Source organism: Roseobacter sp. EG26, assembly GCF_049830555.1.
GTDB lineage: Bacteria > Pseudomonadota > Alphaproteobacteria > Rhodobacterales > Rhodobacteraceae > Roseobacter.
Genome location: NZ_JBNBLH010000003.1, coordinates 388,844 through 415,180 on the forward strand (window position 1 = coordinate 388,844; position 26,337 = coordinate 415,180).

Sequence of the window (26,337 nt, forward strand, 5' to 3'; positions counted from 1 at the left end):
GCAATTCCTGCGGCACAGTGCTTTAGGCTACATCAAAGGCAAGTGGTTTGATTTGCGTGAAAAGCCCGGTTTCGGCAAGCTTTGCACGCGATTCCGCCGGCACGGCTTCATCCACGTAAAGAAGGGCGATCGCCTCTCCGCCGGCCTCGGCGCGCCCCAATGTAAAATTGGCGATGTTCACACCACCATCTCCCAGTGTTTGCCCCAGCGTCCCGATGATCCCGGGCATGTCCTTGTTGGTGGTGTAGAGCATATGCGCGCCGACCTCCGCATCAATATTGATGCCCTTGATCTGGATGAAACGCGGTTTGCCATCGGAAAAGACGGTGCCCGCGATCGAGCGTTCCCGTTTGGCCGTCACGACGGTCACCTTCATATAGCCGTCGAATGTGCCCGACTTATCCTGATTGGTTGTTGATATCTGGATGCCGCGTTCCTTGGCGATAAAGGGTGCGGATACCATATTCACATCCGGGTTGGCCTTTTTCATGATCCCCGCAATAACGCCGCAATTGAGTGCATCGAGGTTCATGTCCGCCACAACGCCGTCATACAGAATATTGATTGCCCTGATGGGTTCGTCGGTCATCTGGCCTGTGAAACTCCCCAGATAGCCTGCCAATTTCACCCAAGGCCCCATCACGCGGGCTTCCTCAGCCGTGACAGACGGCATGTTGAGCGCATTTTCTACAGCGCCGGTCAAGAGATAGTTAGACATCTGTTCGGCGACCTGAAGCGCGACATTTTCCTGCGCTTCGGTCGTGGCAGCGCCCAGATGCGGGGTGCAAACTACATTGGGCAGATGGAACAGCGCGTTTTCATTGGCCGGTTCCTTGGCGAAAACATCGAAAGCTGCGCCCGCGACATGGCCGGATTTCAGCGCCTCGGCCAAAGCCTCTTCGTCAACCAGCCCGCCGCGTGCACAGTTGATGATCCGCACTCCCTTCTTGGTTTTGGCGATCGCCTCAGCGCTGAGGATATTAGCGGTCTGGTCGGTGAAGGGCACGTGTAAGGTGATGAAGTCCGCACGGCCCAAAAGATCGTCCAGATCAACTTTCTCCACGCCCATTTTCTTGGCTTTTTCCTCACCGAGGAAGGGATCGTAGGCCAGCACCTTCATTTTGAGCGCTCGCGCCCGGTCGCAGACAATACCTCCGATATTACCAGCACCGATGACACCCAAAGTCTTGCCGGTCAGTTCAACCCCCATGAATTTGGATTTTTCCCATTTACCATCATGGGTCGAGGCGGAGGCTTCGGGTATCTGACGGGCCACTGCAAACATCATTGCAATCGCGTGTTCGGCGGTCGTGATCATATTGCCGAAGGGCGTGTTCATGACAATAATGCCCTTTTTAGAGGCTGCTTCCTTGTCGATGTTGTCGGTGCCGATTCCAGCGCGCCCGATGACTTTGAGGTTGCTCGCCGCTGCGATGATCTTCTCCGTCACCTTGGTGGCGGATCGGATCGCGAGACCGTCATAGCTGCCAATGATGGCGGCGAGCTTTTCCTTGTCCTTGCCAACATCGGGCTGAAAATCCACGTCGATGCCGCGGTCACGGAAAATCTGCACGGCGGCTTCCGAGAGTTTGTCGGAGATGAGTACTTTGGGGGCCATTTGGGGCTCCATTTCTTGAAACTTTAGTATGTCAGGATGGGGTAGGCCGGCAGGTTATGCCGACGCCAATTGTGCTTCGATTTCGGCCTCGAAGGCCCATGCGACCCAGGGCAGCATCGCCTCTATATCCGAGGTCTCCACCGTGCCGCCGCACCAGATGCGCAGGCCCGCCGGGGCATCGCGGTAAGCGCCGATGTCGAGTGCAACGCCTTCGTCCGCCAGCCGCTTGGCCACTGCTTTGGCAAAAGCGGCACCATCGGTCACATCGTCACTGGCGAATTTCAGGCAGACCGATGTATTCGACCGTGTCGCCGGATCGGTTGCGAGGAAGTTGATCCAGTTATGTTGCTCTACAAAGGCCGTTATGGCGGCTGTATTGGCATCTGCCCGTGCGATCAAGCCGGGCAAGCCGCCCACGGATTTGGCCCATTCCAGCGATTGCAGGTAGTCTTCGACACAGAGCATTGAGGGCGTGTTGATCGTCTCGCCTTTGAAGATGCCCTCGATCAGCTTGTCGCCTTTTGTCAGGCGAAAAATCTTTGGCATCGGCCAGGGTGGCGTGTAATTTTCCAGCCGCTCCACTGCGCGGGGTGACAGGATCAGCATGCCGTGCGCCGCCTCGCCGCCCAGCACCTTCTGCCAGGAGAAGGTCGTGACATCGAGCTTGCCCCAAGGCAAATCGACAGCAAATGCGGCAGAGGTCGCATCGCAAAGAGTTAGCCCCTTGCGATCCGATGGGATGACATCGCCCGACGGCAGGCGCACGCCGGAGGTTGTGCCGTTCCAAGTGAAACAGACGTCATTGTCGTAGTTCAGCGCGGCCATATCGACGATCTCGCCGTAGTTGGCGGTGTGCACGGTGTGGTCGATTTTCAGCTGCTTGGCCACATCCGTGACCCAACCCGCTCCAAAGCTTTCCCAGGCGACCATCTCTGCCGGGCGTTCCCCGAGCAGCGACCACATTGCCATTTCGAATGCGCCGGTGTCGGAGGCTGGTACGATCCCGATGCGGTAATCGTCGGGCACGCCGAGGATGTCGCGCGTCGTCTCGATCGCTTCCAGCAGTTTTGCCTTGCCAGGGGCTGCGCGATGCGAGCGTCCCAGAGGCGCGGAGGCCAGTTTTGCCAGATTATGGGTGGGGGGTTTGGCACAGGGGCCAGAAGAAAAATGCGGATTAGCCGGCCGCGCGGACGGTTTTTGGTTAGCCATTGATGCTATCCTTCCAGATATGCGCCCTTCGTTGGGGAAGGGTGTCCCACGGACGGGTCTATGGCGGTCTGTGGTCTGGTGCAACGGGAAAAACGGCGCTAGAACGCCGCAAATTCGCTTTTTTGCGACACCTGCATCGCCGATCGGAAACACTGCCCATGTACATTGTCACCTTGCTGGTCGCGCCAGCGGTCCGGAATCTTGAGCCCTCGTTGGTCGACGCGCTGCGCAATGCCTGGGGCGGCGGGGACGCCATCTGGTTGGCCCCGGACGAGGCAGCTGAATTCGCAATCGCGCAAATTCCGGGAAATCGCTGGGATATATGGGCTGAGCTTCAGCAACAGGGCGTTGATCTTGTGGTGCAGCCTATGGAAGGACGCCGCAAGAAGATGCTTTTGGCGGACATGGACAGCACCATGATCGAGCAGGAGTGCATTGATGAACTGGCCGATGAGGCAGGCGTGGGCATTAAGGTCAAGGAGATCACGGCGCGTGCCATGAACGGCGAGCTGGACTTTGAAGACGCCTTGCGTGCCCGCGTGGGCCTGTTGAAAGGGTTGCCTGTGTCCACAATTACCAAGGTGCTTGAGGAGCGGATCACCTACATGCCCGGTGGGCGGGTGCTCCTGTGCACCATGAAAGCGGATGGCGCTCACGCGGCGCTGGTGTCGGGTGGCTTCACGGATTTTACCAGCGTCGTTGCACAAAAACTGGGTTTTGATGAGAACCGGGCAAATTCACTGATCGCCAGAAATGACATTCTGACCGGAGAAGTCGGGGAACCCATTCTGGGCAAACAGGCAAAAATCGACGCTTTGTCAGAAATCACGCGGCGATTGGGGCTGGCCGAACGGGATGTTATCGCGGTGGGCGATGGTGCAAATGACCTGGGCATGCTGGGCCGTGCGGGAACCGGCGTCGCGCTCCATGCCAAACCCGCCGTTGCCGCCCAATGCGATGTGCGGATCAACCACGGCGATCTGACAGCGCTGCTTTTTCTTCAGGGGTACACCGCTGCCGAATTCGTGAATGACTGATCAGGCGCGGCCCGGCCAGTAATGTGCTATGGTTACCCTATCTGGATGGGAGGACAGCAGATGCCAAACTTCATTTTTGCCTACCACGGAGGTCATACGCCGGAAGGGGAAGAGGAAATCGCCAAGACCATGGCCGCCTGGCAAGCGTGGTTTGAAACCATGGGTGCTGCGGTTGTTGATCCTGGAAATCCTGTCGGCATGTCCAAGACGGTAACCAACGATAGCGTAACGGATGGCGGCGGGGCAAATCCCATCTCCGGTTATACGGTTGTCACGGCGGATGACATTGATGCGGCGGCAGATTTGGCGAAAGGGTGCCCAATGGTCGTGGATGGCACAGGTTCAATCGAGGTCGCGGAAATTCACCAGATGTGATCAGATGAGGCCGGCGGTGGCCCTGATCCAGCCGGTTTGGATATCCCGACGGTTTGTAATCGGCGCGTCCAAGCGCTTGAGCGTGGCTGGATGATCAGGCTCTAACACGCCCAATTTCACCAGTATGGCAGCGATTGCACATTCAGAGGCGCGCGTGGCACCGTCAACGATCTTGAGGGCGACGCCGAGTTTCTGTTCAGGCAAAATGGCGGTAAAAAATGCCTCCGCCCCTGTTTTGATGGCGACCTGACCGTTCATGGCCCGCATCAATTCAGTACAAGCGCGTCCTTCGCCGGCCACAAGATCAGGATGCAGCCGCATGGCTTCGTGCAATCGGGCAGCGGCACTTCCGGCGGGCGCCGCAGCGAAATGCGCCATGGCGCGGGCAATACCACGCAAAGTTGCAGCGTGATTTGGCGCAGAACATCCGTCAATACCAAAACCCGGCGAGGTTTCCCCGGTGGTTTCCTCAAATGCTTCCAGACAGGCTTTTTGCACCGCATGATCGGGGTCATTGTAATCCCCGGTTGCGCCAATGTGCTTGGCAAGGGTCAGGAATCCTGTGTGTTTGCCGGAGCAGTTGTTGTGAATCTGGCAGGGGGCCTGATACGCGCGGATGAGCTGGTTGCGCGCATCGGAATCATCGGGAAGCTGGGGGCCGCAACGCAATGCATCATCGTCCAGTCCAAGCGTGTCCAGCCAGGTGCCGACCCGATCCGTGTGGATTGCAGCACCATTGTGCGACGCACATGCAAGCGCCAGATGTTTGGTTGTCAGCCCGGCTTGATCTGCGGCCCCTGAAGTGATGAGCGGCAACGCCTGGATCATCTTGGAGGAGCTGCGCGGGAACACAATTGCCTCCGGATTGCCCCAGGAATGCACGATCTCTCCTGCCGCATTGCAGACCACAGCATGGCCGGAATGGGCGCTTTCGAGGAAGTCCCCACGCCAGATTTCGACCATTGGGGCGGCTTGTGTCATTTTTAACCTCAAGAATTTGGCAAAAACCTGCTAATCGCCCTTTCGGGGCTCGCGGGTTTTGCGTTACTGTGCCACTTGTCGAGAAGAATGACCGGTCATGCAAGAGAGCGCGTCGAAAAAGGCGTGCCGGGCAGATCACAGGGACATTGAGGTTAAGGACGGCTGGAGGCTGTAAACATGCGAATTAATAAGGGTTTTGTTGGTTTTGTCTCAGCATTGGCGCTGATCGGCATGGCAGCACAGGCGCAGGATCAGAGTACCAATCTGGTGGCTGAAAAGACCGATTGGAGTGTCTACGAAGACACAAATCCCAAAGAATGTTGGAGTGTTTCGGTCCCGACAAAGACCGTCAATACGCGCGATGGGCGGGTGGTTGCGGCGACCCGTGGTCAAATATTGCTGATGGTGTTTTACCGTCCGGGCTCTGGTGCGAACGCGCAAGTGACATTCACGGGGGGCTACCCGTTTGCCAGCGGATCGAAGGTGAATCTGGACATCAGTGGAAGCAACTATGCATTGTTCACCGATGGAGAATGGGCCTGGCCAGAGAATACCGCAGAGGACAGCAAGATTGTTGATGCGATGAAACGAGGTGCTGATGCCACTGTAACGGGTCTGTCCAGCCGGGGTACGACTACGAAGGATACATTTTCTCTGCGCGGATTTACGGCTGCATTGGAAGAAGCCCAGAAACGCTGCGCCGGATAGTCACAGGTCGAGGCAGGCTTTTCCTTTTGATCCTGGCGCAAAGCTCTGTATAGAGGCACCTCTTCGCCACGATAGGATCAGCCATGTCTGCCTCTGCGCCGATTACGCAAGACGTTCACACCATCCCGCGCAAATTGCCGGAGGGGCCGCTCAACCTTGTTGGGCTGACGCGTGATGCCATGCGTGCGGCGCTGATTGACGCGGGCGTTCCTGAAAAGCAGGCAAAGATGCGTGTCGGTCAGATCTGGCAATGGATTTACCAATGGGGCGTGCGTGATTTTGATGTCATGACCAATCTGGCCAAGGGCCTTCGCACAGACCTCAGCGAACGCTTCGTGATTGAAGTGCCGGAGGTCGTTTCGAAACAGGTGAGCGACGACGGTACTCGCAAGTACCTTGTGCGCATCGCCGGCGGGCATGAGGTAGAGGTCGTCTACATTCCCGAAGAGGGCCGCGGCACACTTTGTGTGTCCAGTCAGGTGGGATGTACGTTGACCTGTTCGTTCTGCCACACCGGCACGCAGAAACTGGTGCGCAATCTCACGGCTGCTGAGATCATCGGTCAGGTCATGATGGCGCGGGACGACCTGGACGAATGGCCGGAAATCGGCGCGCCAAAAGACGAAACGCGATTGCTGAGCAATATCGTCCTGATGGGCATGGGTGAGCCGCTTTACAATTTTGAGAACGTGCGCGACGCGATGAAGATCGCCATGGATCCAGAAGGCATTCAACTCAGCCGCCGCCGGATCACGCTCAGCACGTCGGGCGTCGTGCCGGAGATCGCGCGTACCGCGCAAGAGATCGGGTGCCAGTTGGCGATCAGTTTTCACGCAACCACGGATGAGGTGCGTGACAAACTGGTGCCGATCAACAAACGCTGGAACATTGATGTTCTGCTGGAGGCATTGCGCAGCTATCCCAAAGTGTCCAATTCCGAGCGCATTACTTTTGAATATGTGATGCTGCACGGCGTGAATGACAGTGACGAAGACGCGCGCCGCCTGATTAAGTTGATCGATGGTATCCCTGCCAAGATCAATCTTATTCCTTTCAATGAATGGCCGGGTGCGCCTTACAAAAGGTCGTCGAATAATCGCATTCGGGCCTTCGCCGATATCATCTACAAGGCAGGCTATGCTTCTCCGATCCGAACACCGCGGGGCGAAGATATCATGGCGGCTTGCGGGCAACTCAAATCTGCAACCGAGCGCGCGCGCAAATCGCGCCGTCAGATTGAGGCCGAGGCAGGTCTGGCAGGTCGGTAATGCGTCGCCGCGATCTGTTGGTGGTGGGCGGTTTAATGGCCGTCGCGATTGCCATCCCACCTATCTTGCGCAGACAGCAGCCGGATTTTGAGTTTGTGGAGCTTGCGGGCATGCCCGGGTTCCGGCGCTTGGAAAGAGGGTCGATCTCTGCCGCCCCTGATCTTTTTGCAGGTTTGCGAACGCCTGAAGAAGTCGCGGCGGACGGGCGATTAACCGGCAACCTATGTGGATCAGTGTTCCCAGACGCCCCACCAGCGGGCAAACTGCCCGTCGCTGTGTTTAGTGATTACTATTGCCCCTATTGCGCGGTACTCGACAAACGCCTTGCGGATTTGGAGGATGGCGGCGCGCCAATTGCCGTGAGATTTCATGAATTGCCCTTGCTGGGAGATCGTTCACGATGGGTGGCGCAAGTGGCTCTGGCGGCAGGGTTGCAGGGCGATCACCCGACGATTCATCTGGACATGATGCAGCGCGTCCTCAAGCCCGGTGTCGCAGGTATACGCGATGTTGCGACCCGTCATGGTCTGGACGCCGAACGGCTGATGCTGGATGCCTCAAGCGAGCGGATGCTGCAACAGATCGAGGATGCCTTGGCTTTGGGGCGCGCACTCGGTATCCCCGGAACGCCCGGCACCTTCGTGGGCCGGACGCTGGTGATTGGAGCTTTACCTGAGGATGACCTAAGACGGCTCATCGATCTTGAGATGGAGACGCCTCTGCCGGAATGCCTTCTTGGCAGGTGAGCGGGTCAGGGTGCCCTTTGACGAACGGCCATACCTTGCGCCATGCCCTGCATGAAGGCAGCGGCGAGAGGTGGCATATCATCCTTCTGAGCGGATGATGTGTCCGCGGTCGCATGATGCCCATCGTTGTCGGAGCTCTGCGTGACAGCGATCATTAGAAGACCAATCCCCGCAAAAGCGCCGCCCAGGATCGCACACGCGGTTATCGGATCGGTCATTGTCAGCAGGAGCATCAGAGCTGATGCGCTGAAAAAGCCCAGCCCTGCCAACAACATGATTCCGCCAAGGGTGCCAAGCGCCAGACGCTGAGCGCTCCGGCGCAGTTTCTTTTTCAAGTGATTGATCATGTCAGGCGCGGCGGGATGTCATCATGCCGACGAGAAAACCCAATCCGGCGGCAATTCCGACCGCCATCGCGGGTTGCTGGCGCACGGTTTCCTCGGCCTTGTGAAATGCGATTTCCGCCTCGCCGCGTAGATGCTCGCCCGTTTGGACCGCTTTTTCCTGAGCAGCGTCCAGTTTGCTCAGCGTGCCCGCCTTGAGGTTTTCTTTCTTGTCCTGTGCCAGATCGGTCATCATCGACGTCAACACGGCAATGTCTTGTTTAATCGTATCAATCTGTGCCGTTACGTCCGATGTCTCCGCCTTACCATTTGTGCGTGCTTGTGCCATTTGGCCCTCCTGAAAAGTTCTGCGGGTCCGCCACGCGGCCCGTAATTTGCTGTTCGGGAGGTCAACGATCTGAGGGCTGTATTGGTTCCGCTATTCGCGTCCGGGCAATTTGTCGCGGGCGGGCAAATCCGTCCAATTCTCGATCACATGCATGGCTTCAGTCGCGTTGTCGACGAAACGGAATAGCGACAGATCCTCGTCTGATATCGTGCCCGCATCGGCAAGCGCTTCCCAGTTCAGAATACGCTCCCAGAAATCACGACCAAACAGCAGAACAGGCACCGGTTGCATGCGCCCGGTCTGGATCAGCGTCAGAGTTTCAAAGAGCTCGTCCATCGTCCCAAATCCGCCTGGAAAGACACAGATGGCTTTGGCACGCATCAGGAAGTGCATCTTGCGGATTGCGAAATAGTGGAAGTTGAAACAAAGCTCAGGCGTGACGAATTCATTGGGGGCCTGTTCGTGGGGCAGCACGATATTCAGCCCGATCGAATGACCGCCCGCGTCAATTGCGCCGCGATTGCCTGCCTCCATCACACCCGGGCCACCGCCCGTGACCACAACGTTTTCCCGCCCGCTGGTCTCCAGGCTTTTCAATGTCATCAAACGCGCGAATTCTCGGGCCTCGTCGTAAAAATAGGACAAATCCGCAAGGGTCTTGGTACGTGCTTTTTCCTTTTCGGCAGGGCTGGGAATACGGGCTCCCCCAAAAAGAACGATGGTGCTGGTGATGTTATGAGCATCCAGCATCATTTCGGGTTTCAGCAACTCCAGTTGCAGGCGAACGGGCCGCAATTCCTCGCGGCACATGAAATCCTCGTCAGCAAAGGCGAGCCGATACGCTGGCGCGCGCGTTTGCGGCGTATCAGGCACCTCCTTGGTTGCGTCGCGATCTGTATGGGCGTCACGTAGGGGGTGGCGAGGCTTGTTCATATTCGGTAACTCCGGGAACTCATTTGAGAGCAGGGGGCCACGTCACGCCGCAAGATGCAATGGCTTTGACGTATTGAGGTGGCGCCCTGTCGTATTCTTGAATGATTGCACGCCTGCCATGGGGCTTGTATAGGCGCTGCAATGTAAAATTTTTCCTTGGGGGAAGTCCGATGTCCAACGCTCAGCTTGAAACTGCCATCGAAACCGCTTGGGAGGCCAGAGACAGCATAACCCCCGCGACAACAGGGGAAACCCGCGAAGCGATCGAAGACACGCTTGCGGCCCTCGATAGTGGCACGCTGCGTGTGGCAGAAAAGCAGGACAGCGGCGATTGGCATGTCAATCAATGGGCCAAGAAGGCGGTTCTGCTGGGGTTTCGCATCAAGGATATGGAAATTCAGACTGGCGGCCCGCAGGCTGGCGGCTGGTGGGACAAGGTTGACAGCAAGTTCGCTGGTTGGGGTGAAAACCAATGGCAGGCGGCAGGATTTCGGGCGGTGCCAAGCTGTGTGGTCCGGAAATCCGCGTATATTGCCCCGGGCGTTGTCTTGATGCCTTCTTTTGTAAACCTCGGCGCTTATGTCGATGAAGGCACGATGGTCGATACCTGGGCCACCGTCGGGTCTTGCGCGCAAATTGGCAAGAACGTGCATCTGTCGGGCGGTGTGGGCATTGGCGGTGTATTGGAGCCGATGCAGGCAGGGCCCACGATCATCGAAGACAATTGTTTCATCGGCGCGCGGTCCGAAGTCGTTGAGGGGTGCATTGTGCGCGAAGGATCGGTGCTGGGCATGGGTGTCTTCATTGGCAAGTCCACCAAAATTGTTGACCGCGAAACCGGTGAATTCACCTACGGAGAAGTGCCCGCGGGTTCAGTCGTGGTTGCCGGCTCCATGCCGTCGAAGAATGGTGTGAACCTCTACTGCGCCGTGATTGTCAAAAAGGTGGACGCGCAGACGCGCTCAAAGACGTCGATCAACGAGTTGCTGCGGGACTAAAGACATTTTTAATATCTGGGGCACCATTGCCCCAGTATTTCCCGCGAAAGGTCCGTAGCGCGATGTAATCCGGCCCGTTTGTCTCTTTAGACAGGCCGCATGCGCCTTGCCTCTGTCCCGATATCCTTTCAAACGATACAAGTGGTGTCTGATCTGCGATCCGTCGCGGCCACTGGTTTCGGGGGATTGGCAGATCGGCTGGGCGCGTCCCACAAACCGACGTTGCGGCGCATCATTTTTGAACAGAATTGCGAATTATCGTCGCGTGATGCCAAGGATATTCACGCTGACCTGCTCCTGATTGCAGCGCTCCCGGACAAAGGTTTTGATGCTTTCCTGACGGCCACGGCGTTGCTGCTGGCGGATCGGTTGCAAAACGGTGCGGGCGAGGATGATCTGTTTTGGAACTGGGATGCGTTTCAGGAACACTATCGCAAGGCGCCTTCACCGATCCGAGCCGCCCTGATGAATGGTTTTCGGTGGGCGCATTCGACGCGCAGGGTCAATCTAGATCAAATTCCCGAAGGGCGTGATCTGCTGACCTACGACGGTGACGATCTGATCCGCATCATGAAGGTCATCGCGCGAGCGATGTCACCAGAGATACGGGATCTGGTTTGCCTGGCAGGTCCAAAAGAAACCCGTGACGTGCACCGCACGGCACTCGAAAACTGTCTGAAAGGCAGCTGTATCCTCTCGGAATACGGCGGCTGGTTTCCGGGAGAGGTGGTCGAACTTGTTTCCCTTGATCCGGATCACGCCGGGCACGCAGGCTGTACCGCCCTGATATTGCTGGATTCGATTATCACGCGCGACGCAAAAGGTCGTATGGCCTTTCGTTGGGAAGAACAGGCCGAACGCTACGTGCGGATGAAGTCGGATGTGCGCACCGCAATTCTCGCGGGCGTTCGTCATCTTTATGAGATGACAGTCGAGTGGAAGCCCTATTCGGGGTGGGCCCCTGATCAGTTGTCACAAAAAGCCGTTGTGGTGCCCTTCGCCAAGCCCTAACAAGCAGGTCATGGCCAAAGAAAAGAAACCTTCCCGTCAGCAGGTATTCACGCTTGTCGTTCAGATTGGGCGCAAGGAAGGCGACGGTCTGCCGAAAAAGGCAACCGGCGCCGGATTGGTTGTTTTTGCCAGCGGTATTGATGAGGCCGAGGCGGTTCGCGAAACGGTTGCCGTGTTAAAACAGGCGGATACTGCGCCGCTGGATGTCACCGGCTACGGCACCTTGGACGAACGCCTTGCCGAAGGACATGAAATCGGTGAAGACGAACGCGATTTGATGCAGCGCGCGTTGGATGAGAATGCCGTCATCATCGCGCAGATGGAGCCATTTTATGGGACCCATCCCGAAGCAGACGCGGACTAAGCCGCGCGTTGCCGCGTGAGATGAATGGCTTCAAACCATTTCAGAACTTTGAAGGCTGTGCGGCCATGCTCCGGCAGAGTGCTCCGGTCAAAGGGGCTCAAAAGCGTCGCCGGTAAAAGATCGGATTTTCTGCGCAAACGGCCAATGTAGAGACTTTCAAGCGCAGTTCCTGCTAAAATCATCGCCTCATGTCCTGGCAGGATGAGCTGGGAGTACCTCTGAGTGGGGCCGGGCAGTTCTGGCAGTGCCGCGAAACCATTAACGAGATGTCGAGCCGGTGTGAGCACCGCCTCCTGAGCGAACAGGTATTCCACTTCTGAGCCGTCAATCACCAGCCGTTGTTCGGGCGTCACAACCAGGTCCTGCATCAGGCCAAAGTAAGGAGCACGCAGACGCAATGGTGCAAAGCTGCCACGTGCGGGAACGGTCCGATCAATTCGGTGAAGCACAGGTACGATGTCACCACTGCGGGTGTAAACTGTGTCACCGCGTTTCAAATCTCCCAGGGCGCGGTAACCTTGGGGCGTAGCAACTGGCGCGTTTGGTGACAGCGACGGCATAGGCCCAACCGGTTCGATTTGGTCGGATAGCGCCGCGAAAACAATCTCTTTTGCTAACACGCCTCTTTCATGACCCATTAACATCGCACGCAAGTCCTGCAATGCCATGGGCCTGACATTTGCAATCGAAACCGAAGTCATCTGGTGTTCTTCTGGTCGTTCAATTGTCAGTCGCGCCCAATCATTCTGCGCGTCCCAGGAGAAAGTGACCCGAAGAATATCGGTGCGGGCGGGTAGGCTGTGTTGCAAGGCGGCATGCGCGATATCCTCGCCCTGAACCTGAACCAATGATATCCCGCCGCCCGGAATCGCCTGGAACATCAGTGTTCGCTGGTCTGGCCAACCATAGTCGTATCCCAGCAGTTTTTGCGGCCGTTCGTCTGCGGTCGTTCGCGTTTCGAACGTCAGGCTGCCGCGGGTCAGAAGATAGGCATTCTCTTCTGGGTGACGCCGCCGATCCTCACGGTCATGGCCAACCCCTCGCAGGGAGAACCGGCGCTCCTTGTGGTCGGCAATTGCGAGCCAACCCATCTTAAGCTGCCAACCCGGTTGCACATAGTAATTCTGCTTCGAATTTCTTGAGTGTCCGACGTGCGGCCGTGCTGTATCCTTGCCCAGTATCAGGGTCTATTTCAGGAAAAATAGCGCAAATTTCGTCAACGATTTCGCTTTCAAAGACATCGGTCGTTTGGGGTCCAGGCAAGAAACTCTCCGTAGCCAGCCCTTCGGAAAAGATCACCTGATGACGATCGAACATAAGATGCACGTAGGTGACCGTTCCGCCTTCGCGCCTGCAAACTGAACGACCGTTTGCCAGATCCCGCGCGCAGACAAGGACTTCAACCTCCCCGAAAAGCAGCTCAGCGGCGGTATCACGGATCAAAATGCGATGGAGCGGTGACACAAGCACATGGCCGTGCTCACCGAACGTGCTCGGCTGGATGTGTATGGGAGCAAACTTGCCCATTGCCGCCACGGTGCGTGTCCCGATCCAGCGCAACGGCTGCGGGCCATCATCTTTGGTAATCACCATGTCGCCGCGCTTCAAACGTTCAACCATAATGTTGCCGCGTGTCGTTTTGATCATGGTTCCTGTCACGAAACACGGGACAGACGTGGCGTTAACGAAACCGACGTCCGTTCCGTCGTCATTGGCAATGGAGTAGGTGAAGTTGAAGTCTTCTTCGTCCCCGTCGCCTGCAACGCTGAAAGTCCCGTCAGCATTCAGCGTCACCTGCTGGCCTGTGGGTAGCGTAATCGTATCGCCGGCCGTTACTTCCTGACCGTTGATGTGCGTGATCGTCAACGTGCCGGGGCCTTCGTTGATGTCGTTGTCCAAAACGTTGATGGTTTTGGTGCCGTCGGCAAAAACCCGAACGTTGTCCGAGATTGCGATCAGTTCGGTCTGCACTGTATCTGCCGCGATCAACAAATTGGAATCGTAGCGGTTGTCAGAGACGTCGGCGATACCGATGCGGATGGAATTTACCTCATCCGGCACAACGTTCATGGTCAACGTCAAAGTGATCGTGAAACCGTCCATCTCGGTATTGTAGTCATCGTTCTGATTGTCGATGAACATATTGATATTATTAGATGTGTTTACATTTCCGGGATCGACATCGCCATTGCCGACGTCCATGTCGACCTGGCTACCGTTCACCCAGACACCAACGAAGTCCTGATAAATCGAATTCTGGAATTCGGGATACTCTTCCGATGAAAAGACGAACTGGATGGTCATTTTGTCGTGATCAGGCACGAAATCGACATCCAGATAAGCCGCGTCGAACGTGTTGGTACCGGCAGCCGCATTGAATTGCGAATTATTGTTCTGTCCCGTTGTATTGTTGGACACGCTGTTGCTTTGATTTGATGATCCGCTGGAGTTTGTGAAACGTTCCACGTTCCCGGTGGACAAGATTACACCGCTATCTCCGGGCGTTGCCGTTGGGGATATGGTATCGCCATCGGAATAGATTCCGGCGCTGTCTATATCCCCATTGTAAGAGGCGCTTTCGACCCGTACGCCATTGCCAAAAATGGCTTCAGCCATATCCGTCGCATCGACGCCTTCACGCACTGTTTGGACTGGCAGCTTGGATGCTGCGACCATATTATTTGCCCCGTACCCTCGTCCGAAGCAAAGCAGCAACCGAACGCTCCGAATTGCCGGAAAAACGTTCAAGTATCATTTGGTGCGCGTGGTCCCATTTTTATGGTGACCAGACTGCGGATGCCCTGCCTCGGGTTATTGTTAACCTTCGTTAACACGCTCATCGTGCGTTTGTTAAGTTTTTCTTGGATGATCCTCTTGGCATTGCTGCGAATTAGTCACAAACCTGATACGCGATTTGAAAATTGTGAGGAGGTCGCCCCATGTCTGACACCGATCCTGTTGCGTTGACAGCTGCCCTTGTGCGCTGTGCCTCCGTTACCCCTGCCGACGACGGTGCGCTGGATATTTTGCACGACCTGTTGAGCTCAGCCGGGTTCGATTGTGCTTGGGCGGATCGGGGCGGCATTCGCAATCTTTTTGCCCGGTGGGGCGAAAAAGCGCATCCCCGCACGTTTGGTTTCAACGGGCATACGGATGTTGTTCCTGTCGGCGACATTGACGCGTGGACCCACGCACCCTTTGGCGCCGAGATTGACGACGGTATCATGTTTGGGCGCGGTACGACGGACATGAAATCAGGTGTCGCGGCATTTGCGGCGGCAGCTGTGGATTACGTCAGGACGACGCCTCCCGACGGGGCGATTATTCTGGCAATTACCGGTGACGAAGAAGGTGAGGCGCTCGATGGCACGACCGCCCTGTTGGCACATATGGAGGCGGCGGGCGAACGCATGGTCGCGTGCCTCGTCGGCGAGCCGACCTGTCCGGACAAGATGGGCGAAATGATGAAGATCGGTCGCCGTGGATCCATGACCGCCTGGGTAAAAGTCATCGGCAAACAGGGCCATTCTGCTTATCCCCACAGGGCGCTCAATCCGCTGCCAGCGATGATGCGATTGATGGACCGGTTTGCCGGTCACGAACTCGACGTCGGCACGGATCATTTTGACCCTTCGACATTGGCGGTTGTCACCGTCGACACCGGGAATACCGCGACCAATGTGATCCCCGCAGAATGCAGCGCAGCAATCAACATTCGGTTCAATGATCTACATAGCGGTGCCTCGCTCAGCCGCTGGATCAGTGAGGAAATCGCCCGAATAGAGACTGATTTTGGCGTAGCAACAGATTTAACGATCAAGATTTCCGGAGAGAGTTTCCTGACCCCACCGGGACCTCTCTCGGAACTTGTCGCGGTTGCAGTGAGGTCCGAAACCGGCGAGACACCTACGTTATCGACCTCCGGTGGAACGTCGGACGCAAGGTTCATTAAGGACCATTGTGCCGTTGTGGAGTTCGGTCTCGTTGGCCAGTCCATGCATCAAGTCGACGAGCACGTTGAGGTTGCTCATATCCACCAACTCAAATCCATCTACGCACGTATCCTCACGGATTACTTTACATGAGTTTAGAACGTGAGTGCATGGCTGGCATTCAAAACAGCACTGCGCCACGCCGCGCAATCGCCATCGAAGCACAAGATAGTCTGACGCCCGGCGCATTGGACGGGGTCTGGTGCTACCAGTTGCACAGTGTGGGTGGTTCCCCGTCTAGCGCTCGCGATGAAATCGGAATTTCCCGCCGAGGCATGGGAATATTTTCGTGAGACGGACGCTTGTCGTTATGTTGAAAGAACCGCGTCCGGGCTGCGTCAAAACACGTCTGGGGCGTGACGTTGGCATGGTGCCTGCCGCCTGGTGGTTTCGCCATCAGACACGCGCGCTGCTGCGACGGCTGCGGGACCCGCGATGGCAAATTCTACTGGCGGTAAGCCCCGACAGGGAGGGCCTGAAAAGCCGTGTCTGGCCCGGTTATCTGCCGCGTGTTCCCCAAGGACGTGGCAATCTTGGTGACCGGATGGCCCGCGCCTTTCAGTTACCCGTCAAAGGGCCGGTGTGCATCATTGGCGCGGATATTCCTGGTATTCATCGGCATCACATCATGCATGCGTTCAAAACACTTGGGCAATCTGATGCAGTTTTCGGGCCAGCGCCTGACGGAGGATACTGGCTGATCGGCTTGAAAAGGACGCGGCCTATCCCGCCGGACTTATTCGTAAATGTGCGCTGGTCAAGCGAGCATGCGCTTGCAGATACTTTGGGCACAATGCCGGACGCCCGCGTTGCCTATATCGAAAAATTACGTGATGTGGACACCGCGCACGATTTGCGCATGACGGCACCTAAAGCGCGTGCTACCTGAGGTTTATGAACCGCATCCCCACGAAATCGGAAATTCTTGATTGGATCAGCGAAAACCCAACGCTGACGGCCAAACGCGATATCGCGAAGGCCTTTGGCATCAAGGGTGCTGCGCGCATTGATCTCAAACGTGTGCTGAAAGAATTGGAGGCCGACGGCCATCTGGAAAAGCGTAAGCGCAGCTATCAGGACCCTGACAGACTGCCGCCAGTGAGTGTCTTGCAGGTAACGGAACAGGACGCGGACGGCGATCTTTTCGCAAAACCGATGGAATGGCATGGCGAAGGTGTCGAACCGGTTGTGCTGGTTGTGCCGCGCGCTTCTGACCCCGCATTGGGGGCGGGTGACCGGATCCTCGCGCGCCTGACGCTCGTCAAAGCGGATGATCATAACTATCAGGCGCGCCTTATCCGGCGAATTGGTGCCAATCCGAAACATATCCTCGGTGTCTTTCGAAAAACCGCAGAAGGCGGGCGCATCCTGCCGGTTGACAAAGGATCCGACAAGGAATGGCATGTCCCGGCTGATGCGACCCATGGCGCACAAGATGGCGAGTTGGTAGAAGCAGAACTCGCCGGTCCCAAGGTGCGCATGGGCCTGCCGCGGGCGCGTATCGTATCGCGTCTGGGCGATCCCTCTGCGGCAAAAGCGGTTTCCCTGATTGCCATCCATCAACACGGTATCCCTGACACATTCCCGGATGAGGCGATTGCGCAGGCAGACCAGGCCAAGCCCGTCGACCTGAAGGGCCGCGAAGATTTTCGGGACCTGCCATTGATCACCATCGACCCGGCGGACGCACGCGATCATGATGATGCGTGTTATGCACATGCGGACGACGATCCGGACAACAAGGGCGGGCATATCATCTGGGTCGCCATTGCCGATGTCGCGGCGTACGTGACGCCGGGGTCAGCCCTTGACCGGGAAGCGCGGAAACGCGGCAATTCCACCTACTTCCCGGACCGCGTTGTACCGATGCTGCCAGACCGCCTGTCGGGTGATCTTTGTTCGTTGCACGAGGGGGTGCCGCGTGCCTGCATCGCTGTGCGCATGCAGTTGGACGCTGATGGCAACAAACTGTCCCATTCCTTTCACCGCGGCCTAATGCGGTCACCGGCGTCGCTGCATTACGAAGAAGTGCAGCAAGCCATGGATGGATCGCCCAATGAGCGGTGCGGACCTTTGTTAGACCCTGTTATCCGGCCGCTTTATGCCACCTACCGGGCACTGGTCGCCGCCAGGGAACGGCGCCAGCCCCTTGACCTGGATTTACCGGAGCGGCGCATTGAGCTGGATGAAGACGGCAAGGTTGTTTCGGTTAATTTCAAGGAAAGGCTGGATGCGCATCGTCTGATCGAAGAGTTTATGGTTTTGGCCAATGTCGCAGCGGCAGAAACGCTGATCGCCAAGAAAATCCCGCTATTGTTTCGGGTGCACGAAGAACCGAGCCCTGAGAAACTCGATGCCCTGCGGGAAACGGCGCGCGCCAGCGGCTACAATCTCGCAAAAGGCCAGGTTTTGAAAACCGCGCATCTCAACCGGCTGTTGAACGATGCGGCCGGATCGGATGAGGCCGAATTGATCAATATGTCGACCTTGCGTTCGATGACGCAAGCTTACTATGCGCCGCAGAATTTCGGGCATTTCGGGTTGGCGTTGGCGCGCTATGCGCATTTTACCTCTCCCATTCGGCGCTATGCGGACCTTATCGTTCATCGTGCGCTGGTCGCGGCACATGGATGGGGCAAAGACGGGCTTCGCCCCGAAGATTACGATGAGCTTGAAGCGGCAGGCCAGCATATTTCCGATACCGAACGCCGGTCGATGATTGCAGAGCGTGACACAACCGATCGCTATATGGCCGCCTATCTGAGCGAACGTATTGGAAATGAATTTACAGGTCGGATCAGCGGCATTGCCCGCTTTGGTGTTTTTGTGAAGCTCGATGAAACAGGGGCTGATGGGTTGATTCCGATGCGCTCAATCGGACGCGAATATTTTCATTACGATGCCGAGGCAAATACTTTGATGGGCTCGGATACGGGTCGGATCATCAGTTTAGGTCAACGGGCTACCGTGCGCCTGGCTGAGGCGGCACCCGTGACGGGGGGCATCGCCTTGGAGCTGCTGGCGCTCGAAGGCGACGCCATACCGCAGGGTCGCAGATCGCCCGCCGGACGTGCGCCCCGACGCCGAAGCGTCAAGGCCAAGCGTAAAGCGGACAAGACCAAACGCAAGGTCAAGCGCAGCCGTCGTTAGTCGAGCATTTCCTCAATCCGCTCGATATAGGCCATCAGCACCGCATTTTCCTCGACACGGTTTGAGAGCAGCGTGTGGCCGGGGCTTGCGACGGCCGCGCTTAACATTGGTCCGACCGAAGCGTCCGCCGCCGTTGGCCTGTCGCCAAAGAGAAAGCGGTTTTGCCAAAGTCGGGTCGAAATCGCCTCCAAATCAGGCTCTAAACGGGCCAATCTCTGGGCCTCGGTCAACCTGCCAAGCCCTTGTGCATGCATGCCCTTCAGAACTTCCTTGCGGATTTTGCCAGAAACGAGGCTGCGCAGGATCTTTGGCACCGATCCGAAATAGGTGTCTCTGATCTGAGGCCAAAGCGCGTCATTCGCCCAGCGGTCAAGAAGGATATGAAAGTAGATATGCTCTTCGGCCATTCGGATAAATGCGCGCGATGTGGCTTTGTCGATTTCAGACAGGCCTTCGTCGAATGTGGCTCCTTTTGATTCCAGATAAGCACGGATCATATCGCTGTCGGCAATCAACTGATCGTCGGCCCGGATCACGGGCAATTTCTTGTGCGGCATCATGCGCGGGTCGAGCGTATCTTCACGCCGCCATGGCAGACCGGAGACCTTCAAAAAGTAAGCTGCCTTGGTACAGAAAGGGCTGCCGGAGAATTGTCCGAAGGCGGGCGGATAGGTCAGCAAAGTAATCATGTCGTGCTCCTTTTGTTCTGATGCAAAGTTATCCCTCTATCCTGTCAATTTATGTCAGGAGTTGTGATAAGATGATCTCATGAGCCGCACTCACCGCCTGTTCCAGATGATGCAAACCCTGCGACGCTTGCCGCCGCCCGTCACGGCCACGCAATTGGCTGATGAAATGCACATGTCCGAACGTACGATCTATCGCGATATTGACGCGTTGCGCAGCATGGGTGCAGTCATCGATGGGGAGGCGGGGTTCGGCTACACCCTCATCGAGGACGCCACTTTGCCGCCCCTTGGCTTCGAAGATGACGAACTTGAAGCGCTGGTCCTGGGCCTTCGGGATGTTGCGGTGATCGGCGACCCGGCGCTGGCCAAAGCGGCCAGATCCGCACTTGCGAAGATCAAGGCCAGAGTGCCGCCAAGACAGGCCCACCGGTTGCAACATGCCGTGCTGGATGCTCACCGATTCACCCGCCCGCCAGAGATAGAGATCGATGTGGCCGCCCTGCGATCTGCCACCTGGGATGAAGTCAGCGTGAAATTTGACTATACCGATGGGCAAGGGGCCAAGACCGTACGGCAGGTCGATCCGCTGGGTTTGGTCTATCTCGACAAGACCAACGTGCTGATGGCGTGGTGCCATTTACGCAAGGATTTCAGAACCTTCCGCCTTGATCGGATGCGTGATCTGCAACGCACTGACAACAGTTTCCGCCCAAGACGGGTGCCGATGTTGCGCGAGCATCTCGATATCATACGGTGCTACATTGATGCGTCGGCAATTGATCGCAGAACCTCTGATTGAATTCTTTTGAATTTGCCCAACTCGCGCTACACTGTTCTTAATAACAAAAAAGCAGCAGTAGGGCATATCATGCGGTGGAAGACGTTTGGCATAGTTGCTGTGGCAACTGGTTTGATGAGCATTCAGGCAAGTGCGTTTGGGTCGGCGCAAACACTACGGCCGGTATTGAGGCCGGCGCAGGACATAGCGCCAGGGCTTAGCAAAATCGCCCTACAAAATCAGGCGCTAAGACCGAAACTACGACCCTCTGATTTGGCGGCTGTACCAGTTCCCGTTGTGACCAAAACGGCTTCTGATCCTGGATTCGCCCGCTGGATCAGTGGATTTGAACGGCGCGCAAGAGCGCAGGGCATTCGTGCGGATGTGCTACGCGCCGCTTTCAAAGGCGTGCGATATGATCCTGACGTCATTCGTCGGGACAGGAATCAGTCGGAATTCACCAAAACGATTTGGGAGTATCTCGACAGCGCCGCATCTGACACCCGTATTCGTAACGGCAAGGCGGCGTTGCGCAAACATAACCGCAAACTTGACGCCATCGAGAAACGCTACGGTGTCGAAAAAGAAGTCGTCGTGGCCGTTTGGGGCTTGGAAAGCGCCTATGGAGAATACCGTGGCAGCAACGACATCGTGCAATCTCTCGCAACGCTTGCCTATGACGGGCGGCGCGGAAAGTTTTTTGAACAACAACTGATCGCCGCGCTGAAGATCATTCAGAATGGCGACACCAGCCCGCGCAATATGACCGGCAGCTGGGCCGGGGCCATGGGGCACACGCAGTTCATTCCCACGTCCTATCTGGCCTATGCGGTGGATTTTACCGGTGACGGCAAGCGTGACATCTGGTCGGATGACCCTTCCGATGCGTTGGCGTCGACTGCCGCTTATCTCGCGCGGTTTGGGTGGGTCAAAGGGCAACCCTGGGGCGTTGAGGTGCAACTGCCGCGTGGGTTCAATTACGCCCAGGCGAACCGGAAAACGACCAAATCACCCGGCCAATGGGCGCGCCTGGGTGTTGTGGGCACAAACGGGCGTGCCGTGCCGAACCATGGCAATGCGTCCATTCTGCTGCCAGCAGGCGGGCAGGGCGCGGCCTTCATGATATTCAAGAATTTCAGTGTGATCGAACGCTATAATACCGCGGATGCCTATGTGATCGGCGTCGGGCATTTGAGCGACCGGATCAAGGGCGGCCCTGCGATCAAGGCAAGCTGGCCCAGAGGCGACCGGGCGTTGACCTTTTCGGAACGCAAAGAGATGCAGCAACGTCTGACGCGGGCGGGCTTCAGCACGCAAGGTGTGGACGGCAAGATCGGTCCCAAAACAATCGAAGCCGTCCGCGCGTATCAGCGCAGCAAGGGGCTGGCACCGGACGGGTATGCGTCGCTGAGTTTGCTGAAACGCCTGCGCTGAATGTCACGGCCGCACGCCCCGAACGAATGCGGCCGAGATATCTGGCGGAATGACGAGTTTGAAGCGGAGCGCTTAGCCGGGTGACATACCGCGCAGGCGTTCCGACCTGCGCCGCAACATCTCCACCACGGTCAGCAGCGCAATCGAAACGATCACAAGAATGGTGGCAACAGCGAGGATCGTAGGGCTGATCTGTTCGCGCAACCCGGTGAACATCTGCCATGGCAGCGTTTTCTGACCGGCAGAGCCCACAAAGAGCACAACAACCACTTCGTCAAAGCTGGTGATAAAGGCAAAAAGCCCACCCGAAATCACGCCGGGCAGGATCAACGGCATTTGCACCCGAAAGAAGGTGGTCACCGGCCCTGCACCCATGTTCGCGGCAGCCCGCGTCAGGGAGTTGTCAAAGCCCACCAAAGTCGCCGTGACAGTGATGATGACAAAGGGAATGCCCAAAGCAGCGTGCGCCAACACGACGCCGATGTATGTTCCTTGCAAACCAATGCGGCTGTAGAAGAAATACATTCCCGCCGCAGAGATGATCAAGGGTACGATCATGGGTGAGATCAGAATGGCCATGATGGCGCGGCGAAAAGGCACATGCGGTTGGCTCAGACCAATCGCGGCAAGCGTTCCAAAGCTGACCGAAAGAAGCGTTGCCATGGGGGCAATCTTGACCGAGTTGGCCAGTGCATTCTGCCAGTCTGAATTGGTGAAGAAGTCTTCGTAGTGCTTCAGCGAATATCCTGCCGGGTCAAACCGCAGCATCTCCGGTGTGAAAGTAAAGAAATCTTCGGCATTGAAGCTCAGCGGCATCACCACAAGGATGGGCGTGATCAGAAAGATCAGAATCGCCCCGCAAATGACTCGGAAGCTGTAGTGCCATAACACTTGTCCGGGCGTGAGATAGGGTGCCACATAGGCACGGTATCGCCCTTCATAGAGCCAGAAACTGAACCAGCCGAAGAACCAGCCAAAGAGCCCGCCAATGATGCCCGCAGCGATGCCTCCCATGGCGAAACCAACGATCGCCAGGACCGCGACCAGCGCCCAGCGAGATGGCTTTTCCAATTTAACCACCCGCGTCATGACATAAGCCAGAGCGCTCATCAGCAAGGCGCCGATGATGATACCGAGGAGTGAGCTGCCTTGCGCTGTGCCTACAAAGAGACCGGCAACAGCACCTGCGGCAGCGACAACCGGCACGTAGAACGACACCGGCGTTCGGGAAATGGGTGTGAGTGCAGCCATTGTCCTAGCCCCCCAGTTTCACGTTATCAATGCCGACGATCCGGTCGTAGGCCCAATAGAGACCCAGGACCACAGCCAGCAAAATGGCTCCCAATGCGGCCGCCAGACCCCAGTTCAGAGAACTTGAGATGTGATAGGCGATCCGGTTGGAAATGAATGTCCCGGTTGTCCCACCAACCAGTTCGGGCGTGATGTAGTAGCCAATCGACAGGATGAAAACGAGGATGGAACCCGCGCCAATACCCGGCACCGATTGTGGGAAATAGACTCGCCAGAAGGCGGTCCAGTTCGTGGCCCCCAGCGATTTTGCAGCACGCAGGTAGCTCGGCGGGATCGTCTTCATGACCGAATAAAGGGGCAATATCATGAACGGCAACAGAATATGTGTCATCGCAATGATTGTACCAGTCTGATTGTTGATGAGTGCCAGTCGGCTGTCATCTGCAACAACGCCAAGCCATACCAGCGTGTCGTTGATGACACCCTGCTGTTGCAGCATGACCTTCCACGCGGAGGTGCGCACCAGCAACGATGTCCAAAACGGCAGGAGTACCAGGATCATCAACAGGTTGGCCGTTCGAGCGGGCAGGTTCGCCAGAATCCAACCGACCGGGTAGCCGAGCAGAATGCAACTGCCGGTGATGACCAGCGACATGAACAATGTCCGAATGAAGAGCTTGATGTAGAGCTGCTCATTCTCCGGGCGCATCTCCGCGCCATCGGGGGATTTTTTCATGTCGACCGCATTGAGGAAGTACCCGGAGGTGAATTCGGGGCTGTAGGTCTGGATTGTCTGCCAAACCTCGACATCATGCCAATCCTTGTCGACCTCCTCAAAGGCGGCAGCGTAGTCGACGGTTTCGAATTCGGTGGCAGCACCCATTGCCGCCAGCAATTCAGCCGACCCCGGACCGCTATAGCCCGAGACATCGGCGCCCGCGGAAATATCATTGTAAAGCGCGGAATAGATCAGCGCCCAAGGATCCTGCTTGGCGAGGTTTTTCTGATCTTCATTCTGAACGAAATCAGCGTACGTTTGGAATGCTTCGGAGGTTTCGGGAAGCAGCCCGCTGATCGCCTCATTCAGTTCAAAAGGGGGCTGTTTGTCGCCGGATTTCGGGTCCCAGGCATTTTGAGCCTGCAACCAGTCCTCTGACCCCATCAGGGCATTCCAGTTTTCACCGTCTTTCCAGAATTTGTCAAAGTCTTCAAACTGATCCTGGTAGACCTCGCCCATGTCTTCGATCTTGCGACCGGATTTGCGGAAAAGTGACGACACTCCCGTCAGTTCGTAATTCAGCCGAGAACCGAGACGCGTATGTAGTTTTCGCTCTTTCGCGACAAACATGTCCTTGTAGAGCGCTTCAAATGTTTCGGGCGACGGAATTTCGCCGCTGTCCCCATCCCATTCAGCCAACACGGCGGTCGTGCGCGGCAACGTCTCTGAGACGATCTGGTTTTCGATAGATCGAAAAAGCATGTCGGCGATCGGGGCGATGAAGGTCACCAACACAAAGATCAAAAGCGGTGCGATCAGTCCCAGAGCCCGCAGCTTTTGGCGGCGCAGCGCTCTGTTCAGGCTCGATTTCAATGTCGTCCCGTCGGCAGCCATCATCGGGCCGGTGTGTTCAGCTGTGTCCGTCATCTATGCGCCCTCCACGACAATGATGGTGCTTTGAGCATTACGGCGGCGGATCTCGGCGACTTCCTGATATTCAGGGTCATTGTAAGCGGCGAGCGCCTGCGCGTAGGAGGGGAATTCGATGACAACATGCCGGTCATGGCTTTCACCTTCGACAACCTGCGATTGTCCACCCCGGATCACGAAGCTGCCGCCAAGATTTTTGAGAATTGGCGTGTCCCTGACCACATATTCCTTGTAGGCGTCCGGGTTTGTCACAGTGACGTGCGCAATGATGTAGCCTTTGGGCATGATGCGTCCCTTGTCATTTTGGGGAAGAGGGCCGCGTGGCCCTCTTCGATAGTATCAGTCCCTAATCGGGATTATTGAGCCAGCCAGGCTTGGAATTTCGCGTCGATGTCGTCGCGATAATCTGCCCAGAACTCGTAGTTATAAAGGAACGTGTTCTTGGCGTTGTTGGGATCTGTCGGCATATGGGGCGCCATGTCGATACCCAGGTCAGCGTGCTGACCAACCAATGGAGCGGACGATGCGCGTGCCGGGCCATAGCTGATGTATTTGGCCTGATCCGCAAGACGTTGGGTGTCTGTGGCGAAGTAGATATAATCCAGGGCGCGTGCTTTGCGCTCGTCGCTCAAACCGGCGGGAATAATCCAACCGTCCAGATCAAACACCTGCGCATCCCAAAGCATCGCAACGGGTTGCTTCTGCTCTTCGATCACAGAGAAAAGACGGCCATTGTAGGTGGAACCCATGACAACTTCGCCATCGGCGAGCAGCTGAGGTGTGTCCGCACCGGCAGACCACCAGACAACATCGTCCTTGATCGTGGCGAGCTTATCGAGTGCTTGTTGCTGACCCTCGGCAGTCTCCAATACGTCGTAGACTTCATCTTTTGGCACACCGTCGCAGATCAGCGCCCATTCCATGTTGTTGATCGGGCGCTTTTCAAGCGACCGCTTGCCCGGATAGGTTTCGGTGTCAAAGACAGCGCAAACGGATGTTGGTGGCGTGTCACCAACCATATCGGTCCGGTATCCGAAAGTTGTGGAATACACGATCTGTGGGATGAAGCAGTCGGACACTAGCAAATCACCGAAATCATCCTCGGCAGAAGTGCCATCGGGTGCGGCGGCAAGGTGCTCGTCAGGGTCGATCTCCATTGCGAGACCTTCATCGCAGAGGCGGATCGCGTCGGCTGCAACCACATCAACGACGTCCCATGTCACATTGCCTGCTTCGTTCATGGCCCGCAGTTTAGCCACCGCCTCAGCAGAGGATTCGTCGTTGATAATTTCGACACCGGTCTTTTCAGCGTAGGGGTTGTGGTACGCTTGCTGTTGCGAGTTCGAGTAAGCGCCACCCCAGCTGACAATTGTCATCTCCGATGCCATGTGGCCATCGGCGACGGCCATGCCAGCCGCAACTGTCAGTGCGGTGGATGCCAAAAGCGTCTTGGTCAGTTTCATTCATAATCTCCC

The 26,337-nt window shown here is 56.8% G+C and carries 26 protein-coding genes; 13 read left to right on the forward strand and 13 right to left on the reverse strand.

The window, feature by feature from the left end; translation table 11 throughout:
• Positions 1 to 22: 22 nt before the first annotated feature.
• Positions 23 to 1,618 (reverse strand): phosphoglycerate dehydrogenase, encoded by a 1,596-nt coding sequence (gene serA / locus ACOTTU_RS09775; protein ID WP_425657692.1) that lies wholly within the window; start codon positions 1,616 to 1,618, stop codon positions 23 to 25.
• Between the two features lie 54 nt (positions 1,619 to 1,672).
• Positions 1,673 to 2,827 (reverse strand): phosphoserine transaminase, encoded by a 1,155-nt coding sequence (locus ACOTTU_RS09780; RefSeq protein WP_425657694.1) that lies wholly within the window; start codon positions 2,825 to 2,827, stop codon positions 1,673 to 1,675.
• Between the two features lie 158 nt (positions 2,828 to 2,985).
• Between ACOTTU_RS09780 and serB the strand changes: the two genes are divergently transcribed.
• Both serB and ACOTTU_RS09790 read left to right on the forward strand, forming a co-directional pair.
• A complete protein-coding gene (serB, locus tag ACOTTU_RS09785) occupies positions 2,986 to 3,864 on the forward strand; it encodes a phosphoserine phosphatase SerB (protein ID WP_425657696.1) in 879 nt (292 codons plus the stop codon).
• Between the two features lie 60 nt (positions 3,865 to 3,924).
• Complete coding sequence (locus ACOTTU_RS09790; RefSeq protein ID WP_425657698.1) at positions 3,925 to 4,239, forward strand: hypothetical protein; 315 nt, start codon at positions 3,925 to 3,927, stop codon at positions 4,237 to 4,239.
• Here the strand turns inward: ACOTTU_RS09790 and ACOTTU_RS09795 are convergent, their stop codons facing one another.
• Positions 4,240 to 5,220 carry an asparaginase gene (locus ACOTTU_RS09795; RefSeq protein WP_425657700.1) on the reverse strand — a complete coding sequence of 327 codons (981 nt, stop codon included), beginning with the start codon at positions 5,218 to 5,220 and terminating at the stop codon, positions 4,240 to 4,242.
• Positions 5,221 to 5,397: 177 nt separating this feature from the next.
• On the opposite strand from ACOTTU_RS09795, the gene ACOTTU_RS09800 reads away from it, so the two are divergent.
• From ACOTTU_RS09800 to ACOTTU_RS09810, 3 genes are all read left to right on the forward strand, one after another.
• Entirely contained in the window at positions 5,398 to 5,928 is a 531-nt protein-coding gene (locus tag ACOTTU_RS09800) for an invasion associated locus B family protein (protein ID WP_298916405.1), read from the forward strand.
• 83 nt (positions 5,929 to 6,011) lie between these two features.
• Positions 6,012 to 7,196 (forward strand): 23S rRNA (adenine(2503)-C(2))-methyltransferase RlmN, encoded by a 1,185-nt coding sequence (gene rlmN, locus ACOTTU_RS09805; RefSeq protein WP_425657702.1) that lies wholly within the window; start codon positions 6,012 to 6,014, stop codon positions 7,194 to 7,196.
• The gene (locus ACOTTU_RS09810) at positions 7,196 to 7,942 is read left to right on the forward strand and encodes a DsbA family protein (protein ID WP_425657704.1); all 747 of its coding nucleotides are present in this window, start codon (positions 7,196 to 7,198) and stop codon (positions 7,940 to 7,942) included. The genes rlmN and ACOTTU_RS09810 overlap by 1 nt, the downstream gene beginning before the upstream one ends.
• Before the next feature lie 5 nt (positions 7,943 to 7,947).
• Here ACOTTU_RS09810 and ACOTTU_RS09815 read toward each other — a convergent pair whose 3' ends face one another.
• From ACOTTU_RS09815 to ACOTTU_RS09825, 3 genes are all read right to left on the reverse strand, one after another.
• On the reverse strand, positions 7,948 to 8,289 hold the full coding sequence (locus ACOTTU_RS09815) for a phage holin family protein (protein ID WP_425657706.1): 342 nt from the start codon (positions 8,287 to 8,289) through the stop codon (positions 7,948 to 7,950).
• 1 nt (position 8,290) lies between these two features.
• Entirely contained in the window at positions 8,291 to 8,614 is a 324-nt protein-coding gene (locus ACOTTU_RS09820; RefSeq protein WP_425657708.1) for a DUF883 family protein, read from the reverse strand.
• Between the two features lie 90 nt (positions 8,615 to 8,704).
• Positions 8,705 to 9,547 (reverse strand): TIGR00730 family Rossman fold protein, encoded by an 843-nt coding sequence (locus tag ACOTTU_RS09825; protein WP_425657710.1) that lies wholly within the window; start codon positions 9,545 to 9,547, stop codon positions 8,705 to 8,707.
• A 170-nt stretch (positions 9,548 to 9,717) separates the two neighbouring features.
• On the opposite strand from ACOTTU_RS09825, the gene dapD reads away from it, so the two are divergent.
• The 3 genes from dapD (at position 9,718) to ACOTTU_RS09840 (ending at position 11,920) form a co-directional block, all read left to right on the forward strand.
• Entirely contained in the window at positions 9,718 to 10,545 is an 828-nt protein-coding gene (dapD, locus tag ACOTTU_RS09830; protein WP_425657712.1) for a 2,3,4,5-tetrahydropyridine-2,6-dicarboxylate N-succinyltransferase, read from the forward strand.
• Positions 10,546 to 10,689: 144 nt separating this feature from the next.
• Positions 10,690 to 11,556, forward strand: a complete 867-nt coding sequence (locus ACOTTU_RS09835) for a hypothetical protein (protein WP_298916425.1) — start codon at positions 10,690 to 10,692, stop codon at positions 11,554 to 11,556.
• 10 nt (positions 11,557 to 11,566) lie between these two features.
• Positions 11,567 to 11,920 (forward strand): hypothetical protein, encoded by a 354-nt coding sequence (locus ACOTTU_RS09840; protein WP_298916428.1) that lies wholly within the window; start codon positions 11,567 to 11,569, stop codon positions 11,918 to 11,920.
• Here ACOTTU_RS09840 and ACOTTU_RS09845 read toward each other — a convergent pair.
• Both ACOTTU_RS09845 and ACOTTU_RS09850 read right to left on the reverse strand, forming a co-directional pair.
• The gene (locus ACOTTU_RS09845; RefSeq protein WP_425657714.1) at positions 11,917 to 13,011 is read right to left on the reverse strand and encodes a Hint domain-containing protein; all 1,095 of its coding nucleotides are present in this window, start codon (positions 13,009 to 13,011) and stop codon (positions 11,917 to 11,919) included. The two genes, ACOTTU_RS09840 and ACOTTU_RS09845, sit on opposite strands and share 4 nt — an antisense overlap.
• A gap of 1 nt (position 13,012) precedes the next feature.
• Positions 13,013 to 14,596: a Hint domain-containing protein gene (locus ACOTTU_RS09850; protein WP_425657716.1), complete on the reverse strand. Its 1,584-nt coding sequence runs from the start codon at positions 14,594 to 14,596 to the stop codon at positions 13,013 to 13,015.
• Between the two features lie 263 nt (positions 14,597 to 14,859).
• On the opposite strand from ACOTTU_RS09850, the gene dapE reads away from it, so the two are divergent.
• The 3 genes from dapE to rnr all read left to right on the forward strand — a co-directional run bounded on the left by dapE (position 14,860) and on the right by rnr (position 19,062).
• A complete protein-coding gene (gene dapE, locus ACOTTU_RS09855; protein WP_425657718.1) occupies positions 14,860 to 16,005 on the forward strand; it encodes a succinyl-diaminopimelate desuccinylase in 1,146 nt (381 codons plus the stop codon).
• 196 nt (positions 16,006 to 16,201) lie between these two features.
• Positions 16,202 to 16,801, forward strand: coding sequence for a TIGR04282 family arsenosugar biosynthesis glycosyltransferase (locus tag ACOTTU_RS09860; RefSeq protein ID WP_425657720.1), 600 nt, complete (start codon positions 16,202 to 16,204; stop codon positions 16,799 to 16,801).
• A 5-nt stretch (positions 16,802 to 16,806) separates the two neighbouring features.
• Positions 16,807 to 19,062 carry a ribonuclease R gene (gene rnr / locus ACOTTU_RS09865; RefSeq protein ID WP_425657722.1) on the forward strand — a complete coding sequence of 752 codons (2,256 nt, stop codon included), beginning with the start codon at positions 16,807 to 16,809 and terminating at the stop codon, positions 19,060 to 19,062.
• Here rnr and ACOTTU_RS09870 read toward each other — a convergent pair.
• Positions 19,059 to 19,751, reverse strand: a complete 693-nt coding sequence (locus tag ACOTTU_RS09870; RefSeq protein ID WP_425657724.1) for a glutathione S-transferase family protein — start codon at positions 19,749 to 19,751, stop codon at positions 19,059 to 19,061. The genes rnr and ACOTTU_RS09870 overlap by 4 nt on opposite strands.
• A 79-nt stretch (positions 19,752 to 19,830) precedes the next feature.
• Here ACOTTU_RS09870 and ACOTTU_RS09875 point away from each other — a divergent pair, with 79 nt between their 5' ends.
• Both ACOTTU_RS09875 and ACOTTU_RS09880 read left to right on the forward strand, forming a co-directional pair.
• Entirely contained in the window at positions 19,831 to 20,550 is a 720-nt protein-coding gene (locus ACOTTU_RS09875; RefSeq protein WP_298916449.1) for a helix-turn-helix transcriptional regulator, read from the forward strand.
• A 69-nt stretch (positions 20,551 to 20,619) separates the two neighbouring features.
• Entirely contained in the window at positions 20,620 to 21,963 is a 1,344-nt protein-coding gene (locus ACOTTU_RS09880) for a lytic murein transglycosylase (protein WP_425657726.1), read from the forward strand.
• A gap of 72 nt (positions 21,964 to 22,035) precedes the next feature.
• On the opposite strand, the gene ACOTTU_RS09885 is transcribed toward ACOTTU_RS09880, so the two are convergent.
• The 4 genes from ACOTTU_RS09885 to ACOTTU_RS09900 form a co-directional block, all read right to left on the reverse strand.
• Positions 22,036 to 23,214, reverse strand: a complete 1,179-nt coding sequence (locus tag ACOTTU_RS09885) for an ABC transporter permease (RefSeq protein WP_425657728.1) — start codon at positions 23,212 to 23,214, stop codon at positions 22,036 to 22,038.
• A gap of 4 nt (positions 23,215 to 23,218) precedes the next feature.
• On the reverse strand, positions 23,219 to 24,859 hold the full coding sequence (locus ACOTTU_RS09890; protein WP_298916455.1) for an ABC transporter permease: 1,641 nt from the start codon (positions 24,857 to 24,859) through the stop codon (positions 23,219 to 23,221).
• Positions 24,860 to 25,147 carry a DUF1330 domain-containing protein gene (locus ACOTTU_RS09895; protein ID WP_298916458.1) on the reverse strand — a complete coding sequence of 96 codons (288 nt, stop codon included), beginning with the start codon at positions 25,145 to 25,147 and terminating at the stop codon, positions 24,860 to 24,862. It lies immediately after the preceding gene.
• Between the two features lie 71 nt (positions 25,148 to 25,218).
• Positions 25,219 to 26,325, reverse strand: a complete 1,107-nt coding sequence (locus ACOTTU_RS09900; RefSeq protein WP_425657730.1) for an extracellular solute-binding protein — start codon at positions 26,323 to 26,325, stop codon at positions 25,219 to 25,221.
• Positions 26,326 to 26,337: the final 12 nt, after the last annotated feature.

Coding starts and splice junctions, on each gene's coding strand:
- ACOTTU_RS09845 (WP_425657714.1), bottom strand. CDS start 13,011: ATGGGTTGGCTCGCAATTGCCGACCACAAGGAGCGCCGGTTCTCCCTG.
- ACOTTU_RS09885 (WP_425657728.1), bottom strand. CDS start 23,214: ATGGCTGCACTCACACCCATTTCCCGAACGCCGGTGTCGTTCTACGTG.
- ACOTTU_RS09810 (WP_425657704.1), top strand. CDS start 7,196: ATGCGTCGCCGCGATCTGTTGGTGGTGGGCGGTTTAATGGCCGTCGCG.
- ACOTTU_RS09825 (WP_425657710.1), bottom strand. CDS start 9,547: ATGAACAAGCCTCGCCACCCCCTACGTGACGCCCATACAGATCGCGAC.
- ACOTTU_RS09850 (WP_425657716.1), bottom strand. CDS start 14,596: ATGGTCGCAGCATCCAAGCTGCCAGTCCAAACAGTGCGTGAAGGCGTC.
- ACOTTU_RS09840 (WP_298916428.1), top strand. CDS start 11,567: ATGGCCAAAGAAAAGAAACCTTCCCGTCAGCAGGTATTCACGCTTGTC.
- rlmN (WP_425657702.1), top strand. CDS start 6,012: ATGTCTGCCTCTGCGCCGATTACGCAAGACGTTCACACCATCCCGCGC.
- ACOTTU_RS09900 (WP_425657730.1), bottom strand. CDS start 26,325: ATGAAACTGACCAAGACGCTTTTGGCATCCACCGCACTGACAGTTGCG.
- serB (WP_425657696.1), top strand. CDS start 2,986: ATGTACATTGTCACCTTGCTGGTCGCGCCAGCGGTCCGGAATCTTGAG.
- ACOTTU_RS09780 (WP_425657694.1), bottom strand. CDS start 2,827: ATGGCTAACCAAAAACCGTCCGCGCGGCCGGCTAATCCGCATTTTTCT.
- ACOTTU_RS09870 (WP_425657724.1), bottom strand. CDS start 19,751: ATGATTACTTTGCTGACCTATCCGCCCGCCTTCGGACAATTCTCCGGC.
- dapE (WP_425657718.1), top strand. CDS start 14,860: ATGTCTGACACCGATCCTGTTGCGTTGACAGCTGCCCTTGTGCGCTGT.
- ACOTTU_RS09790 (WP_425657698.1), top strand. CDS start 3,925: ATGCCAAACTTCATTTTTGCCTACCACGGAGGTCATACGCCGGAAGGG.
- serA (WP_425657692.1), bottom strand. CDS start 1,618: ATGGCCCCCAAAGTACTCATCTCCGACAAACTCTCGGAAGCCGCCGTG.
- ACOTTU_RS09820 (WP_425657708.1), bottom strand. CDS start 8,614: ATGGCACAAGCACGCACAAATGGTAAGGCGGAGACATCGGACGTAACG.
- dapD (WP_425657712.1), top strand. CDS start 9,718: ATGTCCAACGCTCAGCTTGAAACTGCCATCGAAACCGCTTGGGAGGCC.
- ACOTTU_RS09880 (WP_425657726.1), top strand. CDS start 20,620: ATGCGGTGGAAGACGTTTGGCATAGTTGCTGTGGCAACTGGTTTGATG.
- ACOTTU_RS09800 (WP_298916405.1), top strand. CDS start 5,398: ATGCGAATTAATAAGGGTTTTGTTGGTTTTGTCTCAGCATTGGCGCTG.
- ACOTTU_RS09795 (WP_425657700.1), bottom strand. CDS start 5,220: ATGACACAAGCCGCCCCAATGGTCGAAATCTGGCGTGGGGACTTCCTC.
- ACOTTU_RS09875 (WP_298916449.1), top strand. CDS start 19,831: ATGAGCCGCACTCACCGCCTGTTCCAGATGATGCAAACCCTGCGACGC.
- ACOTTU_RS09895 (WP_298916458.1), bottom strand. CDS start 25,147: ATGCCCAAAGGCTACATCATTGCGCACGTCACTGTGACAAACCCGGAC.
- ACOTTU_RS09890 (WP_298916455.1), bottom strand. CDS start 24,859: ATGACGGACACAGCTGAACACACCGGCCCGATGATGGCTGCCGACGGG.
- rnr (WP_425657722.1), top strand. CDS start 16,807: ATGAACCGCATCCCCACGAAATCGGAAATTCTTGATTGGATCAGCGAA.
- ACOTTU_RS09815 (WP_425657706.1), bottom strand. CDS start 8,289: ATGATCAATCACTTGAAAAAGAAACTGCGCCGGAGCGCTCAGCGTCTG.